The organism is Microbacterium luticellae, from assembly GCF_050408645.1.
Classification (GTDB): domain Bacteria; phylum Actinomycetota; class Actinomycetes; order Actinomycetales; family Microbacteriaceae; genus Microbacterium.
In genome coordinates, this window is record NZ_JBNTKE010000001.1 from 265,976 (window position 1) to 287,603 (window position 21,628).

The 21,628-nt window shown below is 57.7% G+C and carries 20 protein-coding genes, 1 tRNA gene and 1 pseudogene; 18 read left to right on the forward strand and 4 right to left on the reverse strand.

Annotated elements, in window-relative coordinates; translation table 11 throughout:
- Positions 1-76: 76 nt before the first annotated feature.
- Entirely contained in the window at positions 77-877 is an 801-nt protein-coding gene (locus ACQUSW_RS01310; RefSeq protein WP_428931249.1) for a TrmH family RNA methyltransferase, read from the forward strand.
- Between the two features lie 16 nt (positions 878-893).
- Here the strand turns inward: ACQUSW_RS01310 and ACQUSW_RS01315 are convergent, their stop codons facing one another.
- Complete coding sequence (locus ACQUSW_RS01315) at positions 894-1,754, reverse strand: SGNH/GDSL hydrolase family protein (protein WP_428930485.1); 861 nt, start codon at positions 1,752-1,754, stop codon at positions 894-896.
- An 80-nt stretch (positions 1,755-1,834) separates the two neighbouring features.
- Between ACQUSW_RS01315 and ACQUSW_RS01320 the strand changes: the two genes are divergently transcribed.
- The 6 genes and pseudogenes from ACQUSW_RS01320 to ACQUSW_RS01345 all read left to right on the forward strand — a co-directional run bounded on the left by ACQUSW_RS01320 (position 1,835) and on the right by ACQUSW_RS01345 (position 7,966).
- A complete protein-coding gene (locus ACQUSW_RS01320; RefSeq protein WP_428930486.1) occupies positions 1,835-3,583 on the forward strand; it encodes a DEAD/DEAH box helicase in 1,749 nt (582 codons plus the stop codon).
- Between the two features lie 113 nt (positions 3,584-3,696).
- Complete coding sequence (locus tag ACQUSW_RS01325; protein WP_428930487.1) at positions 3,697-4,773, forward strand: VIT1/CCC1 transporter family protein; 1,077 nt, start codon at positions 3,697-3,699, stop codon at positions 4,771-4,773.
- 109 nt (positions 4,774-4,882) lie between these two features.
- Positions 4,883-5,110, forward strand: a complete 228-nt coding sequence (locus ACQUSW_RS01330; RefSeq protein WP_428930488.1) for a hexameric tyrosine-coordinated heme protein — start codon at positions 4,883-4,885, stop codon at positions 5,108-5,110.
- Between the two features lie 54 nt (positions 5,111-5,164).
- Positions 5,165-5,635, forward strand: coding sequence for a carboxymuconolactone decarboxylase family protein (locus tag ACQUSW_RS01335; RefSeq protein ID WP_428930489.1), 471 nt, complete (start codon positions 5,165-5,167; stop codon positions 5,633-5,635).
- A 121-nt stretch (positions 5,636-5,756) separates the two neighbouring features.
- Positions 5,757-7,148: pseudogene (locus tag ACQUSW_RS01340) on the forward strand (flavin-containing monooxygenase).
- A 2-nt stretch (positions 7,149-7,150) separates the two neighbouring features.
- Positions 7,151-7,966, forward strand: coding sequence for an SDR family oxidoreductase (locus tag ACQUSW_RS01345; RefSeq protein WP_428930490.1), 816 nt, complete (start codon positions 7,151-7,153; stop codon positions 7,964-7,966).
- Positions 7,967-8,039: 73 nt separating this feature from the next.
- Here the strand turns inward: ACQUSW_RS01345 and ACQUSW_RS01350 are convergent.
- Positions 8,040-8,124 (reverse strand) — tRNA-Leu (locus tag ACQUSW_RS01350).
- Between the two features lie 112 nt (positions 8,125-8,236).
- On the opposite strand from ACQUSW_RS01350, the gene ACQUSW_RS01355 reads away from it, so the two are divergent.
- Together ACQUSW_RS01355 and ACQUSW_RS01360 are read left to right on the forward strand one after the other, a co-directional pair.
- A complete protein-coding gene (locus tag ACQUSW_RS01355; protein ID WP_428930491.1) occupies positions 8,237-9,538 on the forward strand; it encodes a M20/M25/M40 family metallo-hydrolase in 1,302 nt (433 codons plus the stop codon).
- Between the two features lie 39 nt (positions 9,539-9,577).
- Positions 9,578-10,402, forward strand: a complete 825-nt coding sequence (locus ACQUSW_RS01360) for an undecaprenyl-diphosphate phosphatase (protein ID WP_428930492.1) — start codon at positions 9,578-9,580, stop codon at positions 10,400-10,402.
- 19 nt (positions 10,403-10,421) lie between these two features.
- Here the strand turns inward: ACQUSW_RS01360 and ACQUSW_RS01365 are convergent, their stop codons facing one another.
- Complete coding sequence (locus tag ACQUSW_RS01365) at positions 10,422-11,291, reverse strand: PAC2 family protein (protein WP_428930493.1); 870 nt, start codon at positions 11,289-11,291, stop codon at positions 10,422-10,424.
- Positions 11,292-11,390: 99 nt separating this feature from the next.
- Here ACQUSW_RS01365 and ACQUSW_RS01370 point away from each other — a divergent pair, with 99 nt between their 5' ends.
- The 9 genes from ACQUSW_RS01370 to lnt are packed head-to-tail and all read left to right on the forward strand — an operon-like array spanning position 11,391 to position 21,184.
- Positions 11,391-12,083 (forward strand): HAD family hydrolase, encoded by a 693-nt coding sequence (locus tag ACQUSW_RS01370; RefSeq protein ID WP_428930494.1) that lies wholly within the window; start codon positions 11,391-11,393, stop codon positions 12,081-12,083.
- On the forward strand, positions 12,080-13,090 hold the full coding sequence (locus ACQUSW_RS01375; RefSeq protein ID WP_428930495.1) for a tRNA (adenine-N1)-methyltransferase: 1,011 nt from the start codon (positions 12,080-12,082) through the stop codon (positions 13,088-13,090). The genes ACQUSW_RS01370 and ACQUSW_RS01375 overlap by 4 nt, the downstream gene beginning before the upstream one ends.
- A gap of 10 nt (positions 13,091-13,100) precedes the next feature.
- Complete coding sequence (locus ACQUSW_RS01380) at positions 13,101-14,060, forward strand: FKBP-type peptidyl-prolyl cis-trans isomerase (RefSeq protein ID WP_428930496.1); 960 nt, start codon at positions 13,101-13,103, stop codon at positions 14,058-14,060.
- Positions 14,061-14,069: 9 nt separating this feature from the next.
- The gene (locus tag ACQUSW_RS01385) at positions 14,070-15,059 is read left to right on the forward strand and encodes a helix-turn-helix transcriptional regulator (RefSeq protein WP_428930497.1); all 990 of its coding nucleotides are present in this window, start codon (positions 14,070-14,072) and stop codon (positions 15,057-15,059) included.
- A complete protein-coding gene (locus tag ACQUSW_RS01390) occupies positions 15,052-16,041 on the forward strand; it encodes a helix-turn-helix transcriptional regulator (protein ID WP_428930498.1) in 990 nt (329 codons plus the stop codon). The genes ACQUSW_RS01385 and ACQUSW_RS01390 overlap by 8 nt, the downstream gene beginning before the upstream one ends.
- Before the next feature lie 31 nt (positions 16,042-16,072).
- Entirely contained in the window at positions 16,073-16,324 is a 252-nt protein-coding gene (gene tatA, locus ACQUSW_RS01395) for a twin-arginine translocase TatA/TatE family subunit (RefSeq protein WP_428930499.1), read from the forward strand.
- A gap of 59 nt (positions 16,325-16,383) precedes the next feature.
- Positions 16,384-17,139, forward strand: coding sequence for a twin-arginine translocase subunit TatC (gene tatC / locus ACQUSW_RS01400; RefSeq protein WP_428931250.1), 756 nt, complete (start codon positions 16,384-16,386; stop codon positions 17,137-17,139).
- Positions 17,136-19,595: a DEAD/DEAH box helicase gene (locus ACQUSW_RS01405; protein ID WP_428930500.1), complete on the forward strand. Its 2,460-nt coding sequence runs from the start codon at positions 17,136-17,138 to the stop codon at positions 19,593-19,595. The genes tatC and ACQUSW_RS01405 overlap by 4 nt, the downstream gene beginning before the upstream one ends.
- 14 nt (positions 19,596-19,609) lie before the next feature.
- On the forward strand, positions 19,610-21,184 hold the full coding sequence (lnt, locus tag ACQUSW_RS01410) for an apolipoprotein N-acyltransferase (protein ID WP_428930501.1): 1,575 nt from the start codon (positions 19,610-19,612) through the stop codon (positions 21,182-21,184).
- Between the two features lie 35 nt (positions 21,185-21,219).
- On the opposite strand, the gene ACQUSW_RS01415 is transcribed toward lnt, so the two are convergent.
- Positions 21,220-21,603, reverse strand: a complete 384-nt coding sequence (locus tag ACQUSW_RS01415) for an RNA polymerase-binding protein RbpA (protein WP_428930502.1) — start codon at positions 21,601-21,603, stop codon at positions 21,220-21,222.
- Positions 21,604-21,628 lie beyond the last annotated feature (25 nt).

Consider the following 21,628-nt stretch of genomic DNA (forward strand, 5'->3'; position numbering starts at 1 on the left):
ACTCAACCCTAACGACACTCGCTGAGACTCGCCCGCCAGCACGAAGCGCTCTCGCCAAGAGTGAGACGATGGGATGATGCATCCGGTAGTGATTAGCGATCCAGAAGACTCGCGGCTTGACGACTATCGAAAACTTACCGACACAGCACTTCGCCGCGTACATGAACCGCGCGAGGGTCTTTATATTGCAGAGTCACTCAAGGTGATTGAACGAGCGCTGCGCGCTGGTCATCGTCCGCGATCAATCATGACTCAGCAGCGGTGGCTGAGCGCGCTGCAACCGCTACTGAACGACAACACCGCGCCGGTATATCTGGTTTCGGATGACGTTGCCGAGGGCGTGACCGGGTTTCCCGTGCATCGAGGGGCTCTCGCCGCAATGCACCGACCCGCCCTGCCCAGCGTTACCGAACTGTGCGCACGAGCACGCACCGTCGTCGTGCTGGACGGCCTCATTGAACACACGAATGTGGGCAGTGCTTTTCGCGGTGCTGCTGCCCTGGGTGCCGATGCGGTCATTGTGACGAACACCTGTGCCGACCCGCTGTACCGCCGTGCCGTCAAAGTGAGCATGGGATCCGTGTTTAATATTCCCTGGACCCGCTCAGGCCCAGTCAAAGACGTCATCGCGGCGTTGCAGGCGGACGGTATACATGTGGCTGCGCTTGCTCTCACACCGGATGCTTCAGACCTGCGCGTCTTCAGTCGCTCCCGGCCCGACCGTGTAGCTGTGGTCTTAGGAACGGAAGGAGAGGGGCTCGATACCGACGTTATCGCCGCGGCCGACTCGACCGTGACAATCCCCATGTTTTCGGGAGTTGACTCGCTCAACGTTGCAACGGCCGCCGCCATCACACTGTGGGCAATAGGGGAGTAGCACGCCGTATGAAACGCTATGGCGTCGTGTGCTCGCCGGGCTGCGCGGCATCCGGGGCCTCGTGCAGCGACACGGGTAACGGTTCGGGCCGTTTGGGCACAATATTGTCGCCCGACGACTGATGACGCAGCCGACGTAAAACCCAGGGCACCAGGTGCTCTCGTGCCCACGATAGATCTTCGGCACGGGCTTCTCGCCACGATCGCTGTGGCAAAGGATCGGGCTGCATGGGCAGCAAGTCGTTGGGAACATTGAGTGCACGCAAAACCATGCGCGCAATCTCGTGGTGTCCCAGTGCGTTGTAGTGCAGCCGATCATCGTCAAAGAACCGGGCATCTTGCACAGCTTTTAATGCCCACTGGTCGGCAACGATGCAGTCGTATTTATCGGCGATGGTTCGCACATTCTCGTTATAAATAGCAACCTTGCCCCGGAATGGTCGAAATACGGGCGTAAAGTTCGTGTCGATTCCGGTAAAAACGATGATGGCTGCGCCGGTCGCTGCAAGGTCAACGACGGCTGCCTCCAATTGGCCGGCGATATCGTCGGGGTCGGTTCCTGGACGAATAACATCGTTACCGCCCGCGCAGATAGAAATGAGGTCGGGACGGAGTTCAACCGCCGGGGCAACCTGATCGGCCACGATCTGTGCGATCAGCTTGCCACGAACAGCAAGGTTGGCATAGGCAAAACCATCGACCTGGCTCGCAAGCACTTCGGCCACACGATCGGCCCACCCGCGGTGCACACCCGGATGGTTGGGGTCGGGGTCGCCTATGCCCTCGGTGAAAGAATCACCCAGCGCAACAAATCGGCGCCACGGATGCTGCGTTTCATTCGGTACGTACGGTGTGCGAGATCGATCGTGCTCATTCATTGGTTCTCCTTCACCAGGTTACGAGCCTACCCGGGGTCGTTGAATGAGCAGTGTCACCGATAGCGTCTATCGTGGAGGCGATGCTTTCCCCCTCCTATCCGCAGCGCGCCCCCTGGGGCACAGCCGACAAGCTTCGAGCCTGGCAGCGCGAAGCTCTTGACGCCTACTTTCAGGCCGACCAGCGTGACTTTCTTGTCGCCGCGACCCCTGGCGCCGGTAAAACAACTTTCGCGCTCACGCTCGCTGTTGAACTTTTGCGCATGGCAGAGATCGACCGCATCATTGTGGTTGCTCCGACCGAGCACCTCAAGACACAGTGGGCCGATGCAGCAGCGCGGGTCAGCATTCGCCTCGATCCACGTTTTCGTAATAGTCACTACGCGCCGTCATCGCAGTACCACGGTGCGGTGGTGACGTATGCACAGGTGGCGGCTAAAGCCTGGGTGCACCGTGATCTCACGGCATCCGGACGCACCCTCGTCATTCTTGATGAGGTGCACCATGGTGGCGACGCCCTGAGCTGGGGCGATGCCATTCGCGAGGCATACTCTTCGGCAAAGAGACGCCTGTTGCTGTCGGGTACGCCCTTCCGCTCCGACGACGCGCCTATTCCGTTCGTTGAATATCATCCCGACGAATCCGGCGTGCGTATTTCACGCACCGACTACAACTATGGCTATGGCCGTGCTCTTGCTGATGGGGTTGTACGGCCTGTGCTGTTTCATATGTACGCGGGCAAAATGGCATGGCGCACGAGCGCCGGCGACGAACTCGAAGCGCATCTCGGACAAGACAACACGAAAGACGTCACATCGCAGGCATGGCGCACGGCGCTTGACCCCGGCGGCGAATGGATGCCCGCGGTGCTGTCGGCAGCGGATCGTCGCCTCACCGAAATTCGGCAGCATATTCCGGATGCCGGTGGCCTGGTGATCGCGACCGATCAGACCAACGCGCGTGCCTATGCCACACTGCTGCATGAGATCACGGGCGAGCGGCCGACAGTGGTGCTTTCCGACGAAGCAGAGGCTTCTTCGCGCATCGAAAAGTTTAACGACGACACTTCACGGTGGATGGTTGCTGTTCGTATGGTGTCGGAAGGCGTTGACGTACCGCGTCTGGCCGTTGGTGTCTATGCAACATCGTCGTCGACGCCACTGTTTTTTGCGCAGGCCATCGGCCGATTTGTGCGGGCGCGCCGTCGTGGTGAAGCCGCGAGTGTTTTTCTCCCTCATGTTCCGGTGCTCATGACGCTCGCTAATGAGATGGAGAAGCAGCGTGATCACGCTCTCGATCGGCGAGACAAAGACGATGACGGCCTTGACGACTCACTGCTCGAGAGCGCGCAGCGTGAAGAAGAAGCATCCGATGCGCTGACAGAAGAGTTCAGCTATCAAGCTATTTCTTCTGTGGCGCACTTTGATCGCGTTGTTTTTGACGGTCGAGAGTTTGGTCAACTGGCCGAGCCCGGAACCCCTGAAGAAGAAGAATTCATCGGGTTGCCCGGGCTTCTCGAACCAGAAGCAGTGCATGAGATGTTGATGCAAAGGCAAGCACGGCAGAGCCGACTGCGCGAAGCCCGCGAAACAAAAGAGCAAGCCACCGGTGCGCCCACAACGACGCTTCCTGCGCCGCTGCACCGAACACTCAAGGAGCAGCGTCAGGTGCTCAACAGTCTGGTCGGCTTGTATGCACGACAGAGTGGCCAGCCCCACGGCGCAGTGCACGCAGAGCTTCGTCGACTGTGCGGTGGCCCAGCCGTGGCGCAGGCCACGGTGGCGCAGCTGCAGGCACGCATCGATCGGTTGCGGCGTCGCTTGCATTCCTAGCAGTGCACGTGGTCACTGTGGAGAATGCTTCGGAGCCCCGAAATGCTGTCAGTTTGACTGCACCGCTGTGATGTTGCGCCGATAACGTAAGGGTTCTGCCCTGAGGAGGACCAATGTCACAGCCCACTGACGCCGATCGACGCCGTTGGGCCCGTTACCTCGTGGAAGAACGCCACGAGGGGCAAGTATATGAACGATTAGCTGCACGCCGAACAGGTGAAGAGCGCGAGATTCTGCTTTCTCTGGCCGAAGCCGAGCGACGCCATGAACAGCACTGGCTTGATCTTTTGGGTGAAGAACCTCGTCGGCTGCCCCGTGCGGGTCTGCGTTCACGGGTCCTCAGCATGATGGCGGGTCGGTTCGGGTCGATATTTGTACTTGCGCTGGCCCAGAGTGCTGAGGCGCGGTCGCCCTACGACCGCGAGGCATACGCAACACCCGCTATGCGTGCTGACGAAAAGGTGCACCATGAGGTTGTGCGAGGCTTGGCAGCACGCGGCCGTCGACGCCTCTCCGGTTCTTTTCGGGCAGCGGTCTTTGGCGCTAATGATGGGCTTGTCAGCAACCTGGCGCTCGTTATGGGAATCGGTGCGACCGGTGTTAGCGCCAGCCTCGTGCTATTTAGCGGTATTGCGGGGCTGTTGGCCGGGGCGCTTTCGATGGGGGCGGGTGAGTTTGTTTCGGTGCGATCGCAGCGTGAACTGTTGTCGGCGACGGAAGCAAATGGTGACGCGGATGCTGCCGCCGGAGACCTCGATATTGATGCCAATGAGTTGGCGCTCGTCTATCGGGCCCGCGGTGTTGATGAGAGTGAAGCGTTACGCCGTGCACAACGGGTCGTAGAGGCAGCGCGGCGGGGGAGCGAAGCTACCGCTACCGGCCCTGTACACATTGCTCACGGCACGACCGAGGTGGTTGGGAGCGACTGGGGCGCAGCAATTTCTAGTTTCTTGCTGTTCTCGTCGGGCGCGATTATTCCTGTGTTGCCGTGGATCTTTGGGCTCGACGGTGTCGTGGCGCTTGTTACCGCACTTGTGCTCGTAGGAATCGCCCTCATGACTACCGGCGCCCTTGTGGGAATTCTCTCCGGCGGCCCGCCACTGCGCCGGGCGCTTCGCCAACTTGTCATTGGTTTTGGAGCAGCAGCTGTGACATATGTTCTGGGGCTCGTCTTCAATGTTGGTGTTTAGCGACGCGAATGTGGAGAACTCGAGCCTCCTCTGTTGCGCAGGAGTAGCATGACAACCGGCCGCACCTAGCGGCAGTTGCCTTATTACTGACACCAACCTGGAGGTTGTTATGGCCGATTCATGGCTGCCCTCACTGATTACCGAAACTCCTGAAGATGGCTTCCAGCTCGCGGTAAAAATGTCGCGCATGGGTGTCAAAACGACGCAGCCCGATACCGAGGTTCTGCACCGGCTGCGCCCTGAGTATGCCGAAGACGCCAACAGTCTTACGGCAGCATCGCAGGTTGTGGCGCTGAACTTTCAGACTGTTGCCACAGCCAACAACTACTGGCGCTAAGCACACCGGTTCACCAATTTCATTCGTGCGTCGCCTGTCAAGGAGATGGTTAACGTGACGCATCACCAACGCATCAATATTCAAACCAGTGCCCCTGCGGCCTACCAGGCCGTGTTCCCACTGCAGAAATACGTGAATTCCAGCAGTATCGATAAAGAGCTCCTCGCTCTTGTCGATATTCGAGCGTCACAGATCAACAACTGTGCTTGGTGTCTGGATATGCATGTCGCTCAGGCACGTGAGGCAGGTTCGTCGCAGCGACGCATTGACCTTGTTGCAGCGTGGCAGGAGGCAGGTGACCTGTTTTCTGAACGGGAGCAGGCTGCCCTCGCTTTTACTGAGCAAGTAACGCTAGTGAGCGATGGTGGGGTGAGCGACGATGTGTGGCAGCGACTGCGACAATCGTTCTCAGAACAGGAATCGATCGATCTACTCATGGCTATCGCGGCGATCAATGTGTGGAACCGGATGAATGTGACAGCTCGAACAGCACTGCCAGGCGAAGAACGCGATGGACGTGCGTGATCGAATGCAGACGGACACGCCTGCAGTGTGACCACTAAGACCGCCCTCGGTAGAGGGCGGTTACGTTGCTTTCTCGCACAAAGTTCTTGTACTGCTCAAGCGCACGCACAAAGATGATCACATGGTCTATAAGGTGCGAGAGCGTCATCGCGCAAAACCAATAACGGAGCCTATAGATGCAGACCCGCGCCTTCCGCGGGTCTGCATTATTGGTGCAGGTTCATCGGGTCTGGCCGTAGCGAAGACGCTGTACGTAGCTGGTGTGCCATTCGACTGCTTTGAGCAGGGCACACGAATTGGCGGTAACTGGTTATATGACAATCCGAACGGCCAGTCTGCCTGTTATGAAACATTGCAGATAAACACTTCCTGCCCAAGGATGGCGTTTTCCGATTTTCCGATGCCGCACGACTATCCGGCTTATGCATCGCATAGTCAGGTGCACAGTTATTTTGAGAGCTACGTTGACTACTTTGGCTTTCGCCATAAAATCACGTTTGACACCAGGGTGGAAAACGTCGCGCCTGCCTCCGGCGGGGGATGAAACGTAACGGTTTGCTCCCTTTCGGCCGATACTTCGCCCACCGTGCGTCACTACGACGCAGTCTTTGTCGCCAATGGCCACCATTGGGATCCATCATGGCCAGATCCTGTGTATCCGGGCTCGTTTGCTGGGCGTCAGATGCATGCTCATGAGTATCGTCATGCGCGGCAACTGGAGGGCCAGGATGTGGTGGTTGTCGGTGCAGGCAACTCGGCCATGGATATCGCCGTTGAAGCCTCGTACCACGCACGCAGCGCAACGCTATCGATACGTCGTGGCCAGTGGGTCATGAAAAAACTTATTGGTCCTGTGGTGTTTGATCAGTTGGCACTTCCCGGTTGGATGCCATGGTTTGCCACTCGCATACGGTTACGCATTGGAGCGTTGCTTTCGGGCGGTCTACGCTCGTACGGTCTTCCTGTTCCGTCGCACGCTCCAGGACAATCCCACCCTGTGCAATCGCAGACGATTCGCGAACGACTCAAAACAAAATCGATCACTATTCGGCCCGGAATTGAGCGGCTCGAGAACGATCGGGTCGTGTTTACCGATGGCACGAGCACAGCTGCTGACCTCATCGTGTGGGCAACGGGGTATCGAGTGTCGTTTCCCTTCTTTTATCCTGATTTTCTTACTGTTCCCAATAACGATCTTCCGCTCTGGCACCGCACTATCCACCCTGAACATGAGGGTCTGTTTTTTATCGGTCTTCTGCAGCCCGTAGGTGCGGTTATGCCGCTGGCCGAAGCTCAGAGCAAACTGCTTGCAGCTCTACTGCGGGGCGATTATGTGCTCCCTGAGGCCGAGGTGATTCGACACGAAATGGCACAGGAGCATCGCCGATACTTGCGCCGCTTCTATCAATCAGCCCGGCACACAATGGAAGTCGACTTCGACAATTTCTTATGGAAAATCGGGCGAGAACTACAGCGAGGTCGTCGTCGAGCTCGTATTCGGAAGGGTGGGTAGTCATGGTAAAAAACAGCAACGCTCAGCGTGTTGCCGTTGTCACCGGTGCTGCACAGGGAATCGGCTTAGCTATCGCTCAAGAACTGGCTCGTCACGGGTTTTCTGTGGCACTCGGCGACCTCGATGCGCAGGCCGCACGTGTCGCAGCAGAAAAAATTGGGCGCAATGCGATCGGTCTGCCCCTGGATGTCTCCGAGCCTGAGTCATTCCAATCGTTTCTCGACCGTGCTACGCAGGATCTTGGCGCGATTGACCTCGTCGTCAACAATGCCGGAGTCATGTGGGTCGGGTCGTTTGACGAAGAACCCGACAGTGCTCTTCACCTTCAGCTGAATGTCAACCTGCGGGGAGCGATTCTTGGAGTCAAACTCAGTGCGCAAACGATGCGAGAGCGCGGTCGGGGTCAAATAATCACTATTGCTTCTGCAGCATCGCTATTAGCGACTCCGGGCGAAGCCACGTATGCGGCAACCAAACATGGTGTGCTCGGATATCTTAAGGCGGTGCGTGCTGAGTTGAAAGGCTCGGGCGTCACGATTTCGGTCATTATGCCCACCGTGGTGGACACGAAATTGGCAGCAGGAACATCGAGTGGTTCCGCGAAATTACTCACCGCGGAGGACGTTGCGCAGGTTGTTGCCAAGACCGTGGGGAAACGAAAATTCGAGGTCACGCTTCCTGGTTACGTCGGCCCACTTACTCGGCTTATCAACATCCTGCCTTTGCCTGTACGCGACCGGCTATTTGCTGCACTCGTTCCTGACCAGGTGCGTGACACTGATCGATCGGCACGTTCCGATTACGAATCAAAGTTTTAGCTATCGGCGCGAGACGCAGAAATGACCCCTGTCCGTGAACATAACGTTCCAGGTCAGGGGTCATTTCTTTGAGTGCGCGAGGGGGGACTTGAACCCCCACGCCCTATGCGGGCACTAGCACCTCAAGCTAGCGCGTCTACCTATTCCGCCACCCGCGCAGGTGATGAATTGGTTGTTGCCAACCGAAGAATGACATTAGCACGTCTGGCGTGCGTGGTGAAACATGACGGCGCTGTCGGGCGCGTCGCTCGCGTCGGCTAGCCTGATGCTATGCCCGCGCACGATGCTTCTGTTCCTGAGGTTGCTCAGCTTGCCGCTGATCTCATTCGTATTGACACCACAAACTTTGGTGGCGGTAACGCTCGGGGAGAACGCGAAGCGGCCGAGTACGTGGGTGACTACATGCAGGGCCTGGGGTTAACGACGCAGTATTACGAGCCTATTCCGCGTCGCACGAACGTGATGGCACGGGTGCCGGGCCGTAATCGCAGCAAACCGGCCCTCGTTGTGCACGGTCACCTCGACGTCGTTCCTGCGGTGGCCGAGGAGTGGCAGGTTGACCCCTTTGCTGGCGAGATTCGTGATGGCATGCTGTGGGGGCGCGGCGCGGTGGATATGAAGAACATGAACGCCATGATTCTCACTGCCGTGGCCGATCTCCTCCGCGCGGGGGAGCACCCCGAGCGCGATCTTATTTTGACGTTTTTTGCTGATGAAGAAAACGGGGGAGTAGAGGGCTCCGCGCTTGTGGTTCGCGATCGACCCGAATGGTTTGATGGTGCCACCGAGGCGATCAGCGAAGTAGGCGGTTACTCTATTGATGTTGCGGGGCGCCGCGCGTATCTTCTGCAGGTCGGAGAGAAAGCTCTTCTGTGGTTAAAGCTCGTCGCCAAGGGGCGTGCAGGCCATGGCAGCAGGCTGCATCCGGATAACGCAATTACAAAACTGGCGACAGCTCTTACTGCCATCGGCAGTACGCAGTGGCCGATTCACATGACCGACACCACTCGGCAGCTTGTCGATGGGCTTGCAACTTTGTCGGGGCTCTCCAGTGATGATCCGGATGCTGTTGCCGGCGCCACAGGCCCTGCAGAGGCGTTTCTGCGATCGACGTGGCGCACGACGAGTAACCCGACTGTCGTGAACGCCGGGTATAAGCACAATGTCATCCCGGAGCATGCTGAAGCACTCATTGATGTGCGGGTTATTCCGGGTACAGAAGATGATGTTCTTGCGCAGCTTCGAGAAATTGCCGGACCCGATATCGAGATAGAAACAGTGGTTCGCGATATTGGTATGGAGGCACCGTTCCGGGGCGACCTGGTTGACGCTATGGTCGCAGCCCTCGGCCGCCATGATCCTGGTGTTCCCGTCATTCCCTACCTTTTGGGTGCGGGCACAGACAATAAGTCGCTCGCGTCTCTCGGAATTACCGGCTATGGATTTGCACCGCTGCAGTTACCCGCCGATTTAGACTTCACGGGGATGTTTCACGGCGTCGACGAACGTGTTCCCGTAGACTCATTGCGTTTTGGTCAGCAGGTTCTGGCCGATCTATTTCGCACCTACTGATCCGGCTCTCACGCTGTTCTGACCGTTGAAGGTTTTCGTATGCATCTGATCGAAGCGCTCATTCTTGGAATTGTTCAAGGACTCACGGAGTTTCTGCCGATTTCATCGAGTGCCCACCTGCGTATTCTCGGCTCCTTCTTGCCCTCTGCGACCGACCCGGGAGCCGCTTTTACTGCCATTACGCAGATCGGTACAGAAGCGGCCGTCGTCGTGTTTTTTTGGCGTGACATTGTGCGAATTATTACGCAGTGGTTCCGGTCTTTCGGCGACAAATCGCTTCGCCACGACCCTGACGTGCGCATGGGCTGGCTGATTATTCTCGGTAGCGTGCCGATCGTTGTATTGGGCTTGTTTTTTGAAGACCAGATCGAAACAGTGTTCCGATCGATGTGGATCGTTGCGATCATGCTGATCGCCTTCGGTGTTCTGCTCGGGATTGCCGACTGGTTCGGTACGAAAATGCGTCGGCTCGACAACCTGACATATCCGCACGGTGTGCTGTATGGCTTTGCTCAAGCACTCGCGCTGATTCCTGGTGTCTCTCGCTCGGGCGGCACGATCACGATGGGGCTTTTTCTTGGGTATGAACGCGCTGCAGCGGCCCGCTACGCGTTCCTGCTCGCAATCCCTGCAGTGTTTGGCAGCGGCTTCTACCAACTGTTTAAGAGCATGGGTGAGCCTCAGGTGTTTTCACCCGGTGAAACTCTTGCTGCGACAGGTATTGCGTTCGTGGTAGCACTGGCTGTGATCGCGTTCTTTATGAACTGGATCTCAAAACGCAGCTTCTTGCCGTTTGTTATTTACCGGATTCTGCTGGGTGCGACGCTTCTCGTTCTGCTGAACATGGGTGTTGTCCAGCCCTAGCCGACGCTGGCGATGTCAGCTACCGCTTATGGTCGCCAGAGTTCGGGTCGTTACGACGCAGATAGCGTTCAAAGGCCTGAGCAATGGCGTCGCCGGATGCTTCTGGAGAATCCCAGGTATCGCGCGCCCGCTCTAAGTGGCGAATGTAGTCGGCCATTTCATCATCTTCCGCGGCAGCCGCATCAATTGATGCTTCCCACGTCGCTGCCTGTGTACGAAGATTTTCTCGCGGAACGTCGATTCCTGACATCTCGTGAAAACGGTCAAGAAGCGCGAGCGTTGCTTTCGGGGAGGGCGCCGTTGACGCCACGTAGTGAGGAACACTGGCCCAGAGACTGGCCGTAGGCAGACCTGCCTGCTCGGCAGCATGCTCGATGGCGCTGAGAATACCCACTGGCCCCTCGTAGAGCGATTTCTCGAGCCCCAGCTCTTCACGAACCTGTTCATTTTGGCTACTGGCGAATATAGAGATAGGCCGAGTATGCGGCACATCCGACAGCATTGCACCGATCGTGACCACGCCTGTCACATCGTCACGCAAAGCAAGATCCATAAACTCTGCTGTAAATGCCTGCCATGCCCGAGCGGGCTCCGAGCCCGTCAGAAGCCAAGCCTCCGGTACCTGCACATCGGCATCGTTGAGTTCTGATTTTTGCAATGGTCGCCATAGACCAGCCTCGGGCCACCGCAGCGTGCGTTGGCCATCTGCACCCCACGAAACCATCGGGCGAGTGTACTGGTAGTCGAAGTACAACTCAGGGTCGACAGTATGAACACGCTCATACTCGTGGTCGTGCCTAATCAAGTCGATGGCGGACGTTGCTGCCTCACCGGCGTCGTTCCAGCCGTCGAAAGCGACGACAAGAATGCGGGAGCCGAGTGCCTGCACGAAGACCCTTTCCGCGGTACACCCTGCACCGCTGAATCATTCCAGGCTATCGCGATGAGGCAGAGGTGGCAGCGTCTCTGTGCCAGCTAGCATGGAGTTGTGACTTTTCAGCCGCAAGCCGTCCTGTGGGATATGGATGGCACACTTGTCGATACCGAACCCTATTGGATGCACGCCGAGACCGTACTGGTTGAGTCTTATGGTGGCACCTGGAGCGATGATCAAGCCCTTGCACTCATTGGCAAAGGACTTGAAAACAGCGCCGTGATCCTGCAAGAAGCAGGTGTTGATCTGGGTGTTGCAGAAATTGTTGACCACCTCACCGAATCTGTGCGTGAACAACTTGTGTCTCGGGGTCTTCCCTTTCGCCCCGGGGCTCGCGAGCTACTTCTTTCGCTCCGCGAGGCGGGATACAAGACCGCGCTGGTAACGATGTCGATGCGCCGTATGGCCGAAGACGTCGTTAAACTCCTGGGCTTCGAAGGCTTCGATCTTGTGCTCGGCGGCGACGACGTAGAAAGGCCCAAGCCTCACCCCGATCCGTATCTGAAGGCCGCAGAACGCCTCGCCGTCAATATTGAAGACACCGTTGCCCTCGAAGACTCACGAACGGGTCTGACTTCGGCTGTTGCATCCGGTGCTGTGGCTTTGGGAATTCCTAACCTGCTGGGTCTCGATGATCTAGGGGCCCACGCAATCTGGCCCACACTCGATGGCAGAGACCACACCGATATCGCACAACTGTTTGCCGAGCACCGTTCGCCCGCGGTCGGCGCACAGGAGAACCTGTGAAGTCGCGCCCGCAGGGCCTATTCTGCGCTGGCGACCGCGTGCAACTCACCGGTCCCAAAGGGCGTCTGCACACGGTCTCGCTGATAGCAGGCGGAGAACTACACACGCATCATGGTGCCCTGTACCACGACGACATTATCGGCCTACCCGACGGTTCTGTGGTCACCAATAGTGGCGACTTTGAGTACCTGGCGCTGCGCCCCTTGTTGCGCGACTTCACCATGTCGATGCCGCGAGGTGCCGCCATCATCTATCCCAAAGACTCGGCGCAGATCATCATGGAGGCAGACATATTTCCTGGTGCCGTGGTGGTTGAGGCAGGGGTGGGCTCTGGCGCTCTGTCACTGACACTCTTGCGTGCCATTGGTCATGAGGGGACGCTCCACTCGTTCGAGCGGCGGGAAGAGTTCGCCGAAGTCGCGCAAGCCAATGTCGAAACATTCTTTGGCGAACTACCGCCAACCTGGCGTGTGCACGTCGGTGACCTTGCCCAGGCTCTTCCAGAACAGTGTCCTGCCGGAAGCGTTGACCGCGTCGTGCTCGACATGCTCGCACCGTGGGACTGCATCGATGAGGTTGCGACAGCTCTCACGCCCGGCGGCGTACTCGTGTGTTATGTCGCGACCGCCACGCAGCTTTCACGGGTTGCAGAAAGAATTCGACTGTCGGAGCAATTTACCGAGCCTGAAGCCAGCGAAACAATGGTTCGCAGCTGGCACGTTGAAGGACTGGCCGTGCGACCCGACCACCGCATGGTTGCGCACACCGGATTCTTAATCTCTGCGCGCCGCCTAGCCCCCGGCACCGTGCCACCAGCTGTCAAGCGGCGGGCCACAAAGAAGACCGAATTTTCGAACGAAGATATCGAGCTGTGGACCCCAGGCGCGGTAGGGGACCGCGACATCAGCGATAAAAACCTTCGCAAACGTGTACGCGAAGCGCAAAAAGCTGCCGAGGCTGCGCGAACAGCCACGGCAAACAGGAAGCATCCGGGCACTTACGAATAGACTATGTTTCGTGCGCAAGACACCTGTTGCCCTCATCGCCCTGTCCCTGTCCGCCGCAGCCCTTGTCGGCTGCGCACCGGCTGCCTCTATTAATGGAGTTGCGTGCGAACGCCCCTCCGACACGATCGGCAGTCTCGTTGATGCCGAAGGAAAATTGGGTGCCGAGCCCCGAGTCGATCTCGGTTCTCCCATCCATGTTTCTTCCACACAGCTGAGCGATGCCGTCACGGGCGAAGGAACAGCCATCACCGACGACAACCAGCTTTTTTCCATCGACCTGGTGTTGTACGGCGGTTCGGATGCGCGACGCGTCGTCGCTACCGAATTCAACGGCGACCTCTCGCGTTTGAGCAACCTCGATTCATGGCGTACTCAGATTCCCGGCATCGCTGAAGCTCTCGAATGTGCAACCGAGGGCTCACGAATTATCGCCGCTATTGCGCCCGAAGGCCTCGGCGAGTCTGCTGCAGGCGGACTCGGGTTTATGAGCGACGAAAGCGCCATTGCCGTCATCGATGTCAATAAAGTTTTCCTCCCGCACGCCGAAGGTCGTCTGCGTTTTAATGCCGGTACCGGCCTACCCTCTGTCGTCCGCGCGCCCGACGGTCGTCCGGGCGTCACTATTCCCACGGCCGATGCGCCCACCGATCTTGTCGTCGAGACGCTGATCCAAGGAGAAGGTGAAGAGGTCACTCTCGACACCCCGGTACGCGTGCACTACACGGGTTTGCTGTGGGACGACGGTTCAATCTTTGACACATCGTGGGACGGCCCCGCACGTCTTCTCGATTTGAGCTCGACCATACAAGGCTTTACCGATGCGCTTGTAGGGCAGAAAGTCGGCTCGCAGGTAATGGTGGTGGTTCCGCCAGAGCTGGGTTACGGCTCTGATGACAATGCGACGATTCCTGCCAACTCGACTCTGGTGTTCGTTATCGACATCGTCGGTCTTGAGGCGGGTACTCAGTAGGGTCAATATATGGCCGCGAGGATTGCCCCAGAAGAGCGACTCACTAACCTCGTGGTGGCGTTGATGGCCACACACGGTGGGCTTACGCGCGCACAAATCTTTCAGAGCGTCTCGGGCTATCGCCAGCGGTATGAAACAGGGGTGTCCGCTGCGTCGCTCGAGCGCATGTTCGAGCGCGACAAGGATGAGCTTCGAGGGCTCGGCGTTCCGTTAGAAACGCTGGCTAATCCTGCCGATCCCGCCGATCTTCGTGAAGCTCGCTACCGGATCCCGCGGTCGGAATATGACCTTCCCGATGACATCGAGTTCTCCGCTGCCGAACTCGCGCTGCTCCGACTCGCTGGCAGCGTGTGGGAAGAAGAATCAATGTCGGAGCAGGCGCGCTCCGGTATGCGAAAGCTTCGCACTCTTGGGATGGAGATCGATGAGCCCATCATCGGCTTCCAACCGCGCGTCACCGCTCGAGAGAAGGCTTTCACACCGCTGCAAGACGCCATGGACAGTGCATCCGCGGTCACTTTCTCGTATATAAAACCGGGCGAAACACAGGCGTCCACTCGCACAGTTTTTCCACTCGCGCTGGTTGATTACGAGGCCCGCTGGCATCTCCATGCCTATGATCCGGATGCCGCTGGCGAACGCACATTTCTGCTGTCGCGCATGTCGAATGTCGAGGTCGATGATCAGCGTCCGTTTGACAGGTCGCTCCACGAGGGTGCCGCAGAACGAGCATTGCAGGGGCTCACCGAACTCGCCCAGCGCCAAACCGCGTTATTGGAGGTAACGCCGGGCAGCGAAGCATCGTTGCGTCTTGGCCGAAGGGCGACGCCGGCACTCCAGGGCATTTACGTCGGGTACGTTGACCGCAATATTTTTGCCGACGAACTTGCCTCGTACGGACCGGAAGTTCGCGTTGTCGAGCCCGAAGATCTGCGCGAATTAGTTATTTTGCGCCTGCGTACCATCATGCTCCGCCATGAGAGAGACGATCATGAGTAGCATTCGTAAGCCACTTTTGTCGGCAGACCGCGTGCGGGTCTACCTCACGCTGGTGCCATATCTTCTCGAACGCGGTGAGGTGAGTGTGAGTGAAGCTGCCGCTGATTTTGACGTCACCCCGACCCAGATGCGGCAGATGGTTCACATGTTGACTCTCATCGGGCTACCCGGCGAAAGTGGACACTGGCAGCAGCCACACGAACTGTTTGATATTAACTGGAGCCTGCTCGAAAACGAAGACATTATCGAGATCACTAATGATGTGGCTCTGCATCGTGTTCCTCGTCTTACCAGTCGTGAAGCTGCGGCTCTGCTTGCCGGACTCAAAATGACAACGGCTCTGCCGCAGATCGCTGATTCGCAACTGGTGGCTGGGCTCATGAGCAAGCTCGCTCGCGGCGCATCCGGGGTTCCCGCAGAGGTGCTTATTGTGCCAACAACTGTCAGCGATGTTCATACGACTGTCAGTACGGCCCTGGAGAATAGGGTGGCGGTCTCGTTTCGCTATCAGGCACCGGATGCTGCAGCATCGACGCGAACGGTGGATCCCTTTCAGATCATTGTTAACGACGGCCAATGGTATTTGCAGGGGTGGTGCCATCTGCGCAAGGCGGTGCGCACATTCCACCTGGATCGCGTCACTGACGCACGCGTTACGACGATCCCGGTGACGCATCAAGCCGGATCTGATGCAGAAGAAGCGCCTGTGGAGCGCTCGATCGTGCATATCCGTGTTTCACGCACCTGGGCAGTGTTGATGTCTGATCAATTCTCGATGGTCGACCAGCAAGCTGACGGCGACCACGTGATCGTAAGTATGCAGCTGAGTGATCCATCGGCTGTACGACGGTGGGTTTCGCGCTGGGGCGATGAAGCAGAAGTGCTTAGCCCCGGGCAAGCTCGTCGAGCAACATATGAATGGGCGCGCGACGCTCTTGCTCTGTATTCCGAGATACCCGGCCATCGATCAGTTAGACTATGAAACGACATTCGTCGATGTGAGGAGAAGAAACGTGTTTGCTGGTTTGACAGGCGTACACCTCATTGTCATTCTTGCCGTGATCCTTCTGCTCTTCGGCGCAGCAAAGCTCCCGGGACTGGCAAAGAGTATGGGACAGTCTGCTCGAGTGTTCAAGGATGAAATGAACACAATGAAGCAGGAAGATGCCGCCCGGGCTGACAAAGAGTCAGCCGAAGATGGTGTTGTCGGAAATTCGGCTTCGGAGGTAAAGAAGCCCTCGTCCGACAGCGATAACACGAACTGAGCGCCGTGGCAGCGGTAGATTCGGTGGAAGCCGAGAACCGCCCGCGCCGTGATCGCCGGATGACGCTGGGCGCGCATCTGGTTGAGCTTCGTAAACGACTCGTGATCTCGGCCATTGCGGTGGTCGTAGCGATGGTGATCGCATTTATCATTACCGATCCCATCATTAGATACATCACGATTCCGATCGACGTCATCACAGAAAAACGCGGCGACGACTTCGCTGCGCTGAACTTTGGTACGGTAACGTCGGCGTTCGATATGCGATTGCGCATGTCGTTTTCTATCGGTCTCTTTCTGGCAGCACCCGTGTGGCTGTGGCAAATTTGGGCATTTATTATGCCCGGTCTCACCCGTAAAGAGATCAAATACACTCTGGGTTTTGTAGCCGCTGCTGTGCCGCTATTTTTTGCCGGATGCTGGACGGGTCTGCAAATCATGCCGCACATCATTGAGCTGATGTGGAGCTTCACCCCAGACGGCGCCAAGAACCTTTATAGCGCCAAAGAGTATTACGATTTTGTCTTTAAGCTGCTCATTGTTATTGGGGTAGCTTTCGTGCTCCCCGTATTTCTCGTTGCCCTTAACTTCGCCGGCGTGATGTCGGGTAAGACAATTATTAAGGGATGGCGTGCAGCCATTTTGATCGCGACTCTCTTCTCCGCCATGGCTACGCCCGCCGCCGACGTCATAAGTATGCTGTTCCTCGGTGGAATCTTGGTGGTTCTCTACTTTGCTGCTGCGGGGGTTGCCCTTCTCTTTGACCGAAGAAAGGCAAAGAAAGCCGCGAAGGAGTTTCCAGGACTCAGTCCATGATCGAGCCTTCACCCGCTGACCGTTATGCTGCCGCACAGGCCGCATCTTTGCATCCGGTATCGACGGTTTTTGCGAGTGGTCATTCTTTTGATTTTGACCCGTTTCAGGTCGCCGCCTGTCATGCTCTCGAAGACGGCGATAGCGTGCTGGTTGCGGCTCCCACAGGGGCCGGCAAAACTATTGTCGGCGAGTTCGCTATCTACCTAGCGATGCAAACCCAGAACGGTAAAGCTTTTTACACGACACCCATGAAGGCGTTATCGAACCAGAAGTATCGTGAACTGGTTGATGTATACGGCGCTGAGAACGTTGGCTTGCTCACCGGCGACACCAACGTCAATGGTTCAGCACGAATTGTCGTGATGACAACCGAAGTGCTGCGCAACATGCTGTACGGTAACTCGACGGCGCTCATCGACCTGCAGTTCGTGGTTATGGACGAAGTGCACTATTTAGCCGACCGATTTCGTGGCCCGGTATGGGAAGAAGTAATTCTGCATCTTCCTGAATCAGTCCGACTCGTTTCTTTAAGTGCCACCGTCTCGAATGCTGAAGAGTTCGGTGACTGGCTCGATACCGTGCGCGGCAATACACAGGTGATTGTGTCAGAAACTCGCCCGGTACCACTCGAGCAGCACGTTCTTGTGAAACACGACCTCATGCCGCTGTTCGACGATCGCTCCGGCAGCAGAGGCCGCGAGAAGGTGAACAAAGAACTCGTGCGGCTGGCGCAGCGCAATAGCGGTGGCAGCAGTGCACGGCATCGCGGCGGATACCGTGGCTCCTCGCGACGCGGACGCCCCGGCGGCAGGGGAGTAGGGCGAGCACCGGCAGCCCGCATGGAACGGGTTAATCGCGGCGACATCGTTCGTCTTCTCGAAAACACCCAGCTGCTACCGGCAATCTTTTTCATTTTCAGTCGCATGGGGTGCGATGCAGCGGTTCAGCAGGTGCGTCGTAGTGGCGTGCAGCTCACCAATGACAGTGAAAGAGCCACAATTCGCCGCATTGTGCGCAGCCGCCTGGATCGACTCGAACAGGATGATCTCTCGGCGCTCGGCTTTTGGGAGTGGCGCGATAATCTGGAGCGCGGCGTCGCAGCACACCATGCCGGTTTACTTCCTGCGTTCAAAGAGGTTGTTGAGGAGCTCTTCCAACGCAAGCTAGTAAAAGTTGTTTTTGCTACGGAGACACTCGCGCTGGGCATCAATATGCCTGCGCGCACTGTGGTGCTCGAGAAACTAGAAAAGTTTAACGGAGAAGCACGAGTTGCCATCACACCGGGGGAGTACACGCAGCTGACCGGACGTGCCGGCCGACGCGGTATCGATGTGGAGGGCCACGCTGTCATTCAGTGGAATGACGGACTCGATCCGCACGAAGTAGCCAACCTGGCATCGCGCCGCACCTATCCGCTCAACTCGAGCTTCCGCCCCACCTACAACATGGCCGTAAACCTGGTCGACCGTTTTGGGCGCGATCGTGCGCGTAATATTCTCGAGGCGTCGTTCGCACAGTTCCAAGCCGACCGTGCTGTCGTTGGTCTGGCACGCAAAGTACGCGATGCAGAAGATTCTCTGGCAGGTTATCGCAGCGCCATGGAGTGCGAGCGCGGCGATTTCTTTGACTATGCGCGCCTTCGCCGCGAACTGAGCGATCTGGAGAAAAAAGCCAGCCGCGACGTGAATGCTCCTCGTGCGGTGCGAGACAAGAGGACCGAGCGCATCGCAAAACTGCGACGCAGTCTACAAAGGCATTCATGTCATAACTGTCCCGACCGGGAAGACCACGCCCGCTGGGCACAGCGATATTTTTCCCTCAACCGCGACACCGACAAGCTTCGCCGCCAAATCGAGTCGCGTACAGGAACCATTGCTCGACGTTTCGACCGCGTACTCGATGTCTTGCAGGCGGTGGACTATGTTTCGGGCACCGGAAGTAATACGCAACTCACCGAAGCAGGCAAGACCATGCAGCGAATTTACGGCGAGCGTGACCTGCTTGTTGCTGAAGCACTCCGGCGAAACCTGTGGAAGGGGCTTGATGCCCCTGGGCTGGCAGCCATGGCATGTGCACTCGTCTACGAGCCGCGACGCGACGAAGCGGTCATCGATGATTACGGTCTGCAGGGTCGGCGGCTCCGCACCGCTATGGACAGCACGCGTACACTGTGGGCCGAACTCGATGACCTCGAACAAATGCATCATCTTCCGGGTTCAGAACCGCTCGCGAGCGGACTCTCACCGGCTATGTACGACTGGGCCAAGGGGCAGTCACTTCATCATGTTCTGCTCGAAGCAGACATGGCTGCCGGAGACTTTGTTCGATGGGCCAAACAAACCATTGACCTGCTCGATCAGTTGTCGATTGTGGCGCCCGATGCAGAGCTCGCCCGCACCGCACGCGCTGCGCTCGACGGCGTTCGCCGTGGCATCGTTGCCCACTCATCGCTGTGAGAAGGGACAACGACGTGCACAGCACGCCCACGCCCCGTGTTCGGGCGCTTATGCCACTGTGGCTGGCACTGGCCGTAGCACCGGCATCCGGAGTATTGTTCGCCCTTGCCTTCCCGGCTGTATCACTGTGGGCAGGAGCGTACATCAGCGTGTTCGGCATTCTTGCGGCGGTGGTGGGGCGACGCACTCGAGTGGCAGTGCTCATCGGGTTGCTCTACGGGCTGGGACTGTATTTTCCGCTCGTGTGGTGGACTGCGCGCTATCTCGGCCCACTGCCGTGGATTGCTTTGGCATCCTTTGAAGCACTTTTTACAGCCGTGCTGTTTCTGCCCACCGCTCTTGCTTACCGCTGGATCCCGCAGCTTGTTCGTGTGCGCTGGCTGCGCAGCCTGATCACGGTAGTCACGGTAGCGGCGCTGTGGAGTGTGCGTGAATTCGCCGTGGGCACAATGCCTTTTGGTGGTTTTCCTTGGGCCCGCATTGCCTACACGCAGGTTGATACTGCGGTTGCATCCGGAGCCAGCTGGGTGGGTGTTTCTGGGCTCGGTTTTCTTCTGGTTGCTGTTGTTGCTGCTGCCCTAGAAATCGTGCGCGAACCGCACTACAGGCACTCATTCCGGATGCTGGCGCACTCGGCGCTTATTCCTGCGGTCATCGTCGCCATACTCGTCATCGTGCCGTTCTTTCCAACATCACCGGTGGGCTCGATTCGTATCGGCGCTGTGCAGGGAAACGGACCGACAGGGTACTTTGACCACCGTGAGCCCTACGCCGTTATTGATGCGCAACTGGCGGCAACAGAACCAATATTTGACGACCGTGTTGACCTCATTGCATGGCCGGAAGGCGGCGTCGACGGCGACCCGTTTATGAACGACGGAATTGCCCGTGCGCTCAGCCAGACTGCGTATCGCGCCCAAGCTCCCGTGCTGGCCAACGCAGCAACCGAGTTCGAGGGTCGCTACTTCAACACCTCATTTTTGTGGCCTGAAAATGGGCAGTGGCCTGTGACTCGTGCCGATGTGCAGACGCATGCGAAACGCAACCCGGTTCCGTTCGGTGAATACGTGCCGTGGCGAAACTTCTTTCGATTTTTCGCTCCTGATCTCATTGATCTGATTCAGCGTGAATATACGCCGGGAACGGATAGCCCCGTGTTTGCTGTTGCGGATACCCATATAGGCCTGGCGATCTGTTTTGACGTGATCTATGACCCTGTTATTCGGCAGGGGATACGCGACGGCGCAGAAGCCTTCGTTTTTCAAACAAACAATGCTGACTTCCGTGGCACAGAAGAAAACCTGCAGCAACTAGCAATCGCCCGTATGCGAGCAATTGAGACGGGTCGCTGGGTTGTCAATGTGTCAACGGTGGGAACGAGTCAGGTGATTCGCGCTGACGGCACCAGCGTCGCCACTCTTGCTGCCGATACTGCTGGTGTGCTCATTGAAGACGTCGAACTGCGCACAGGCACAACCGCCGGGATCATGCTGGGCGCATGGCTCGATGCAGGATTTGTCGTGACTGGTCTGGGGCTGACCGCGGCTGCGGGTCTACGCAGCCGCGCACGCAAGAAAAAGAGTGCCTGAATGTCGTGAAACATTCAGGCACTCGATAAACGCTGTTATGCGCCGATCTGTTCGTGCGTAGGGTCATTGCCCTCGCCACGGCGAGCTCGAATATAAGCGAGACGTTCTTGAAGCAACTCTTCGAGTTCTTCACGAGAACGACGCTCGAGGAGCATATCCCAGTGGGTGCGCCCCGCTTTTTCTTCGGTTTCTTCTAGATCAACGCTTTTACCGTCAACCTGCAGTACAGCTTGCTCACCGCATGCACGGCACTCCCAGGTCTGGGGGGCTTCGGCATCGAGTGCAAACATGAGCTTCGTTTCATGGTTGCACGCGGGGCAGTGATAGAACGTCTCGCGACGTTCCATAAAGACGACGCCCTCTTCACTCTGTAAGCTTTGGGCGCCAAGTCGGATACCGCGAAGGCTGCGATCTGCCATTGTGTGGTCCTCTCGTCGCCCTCAT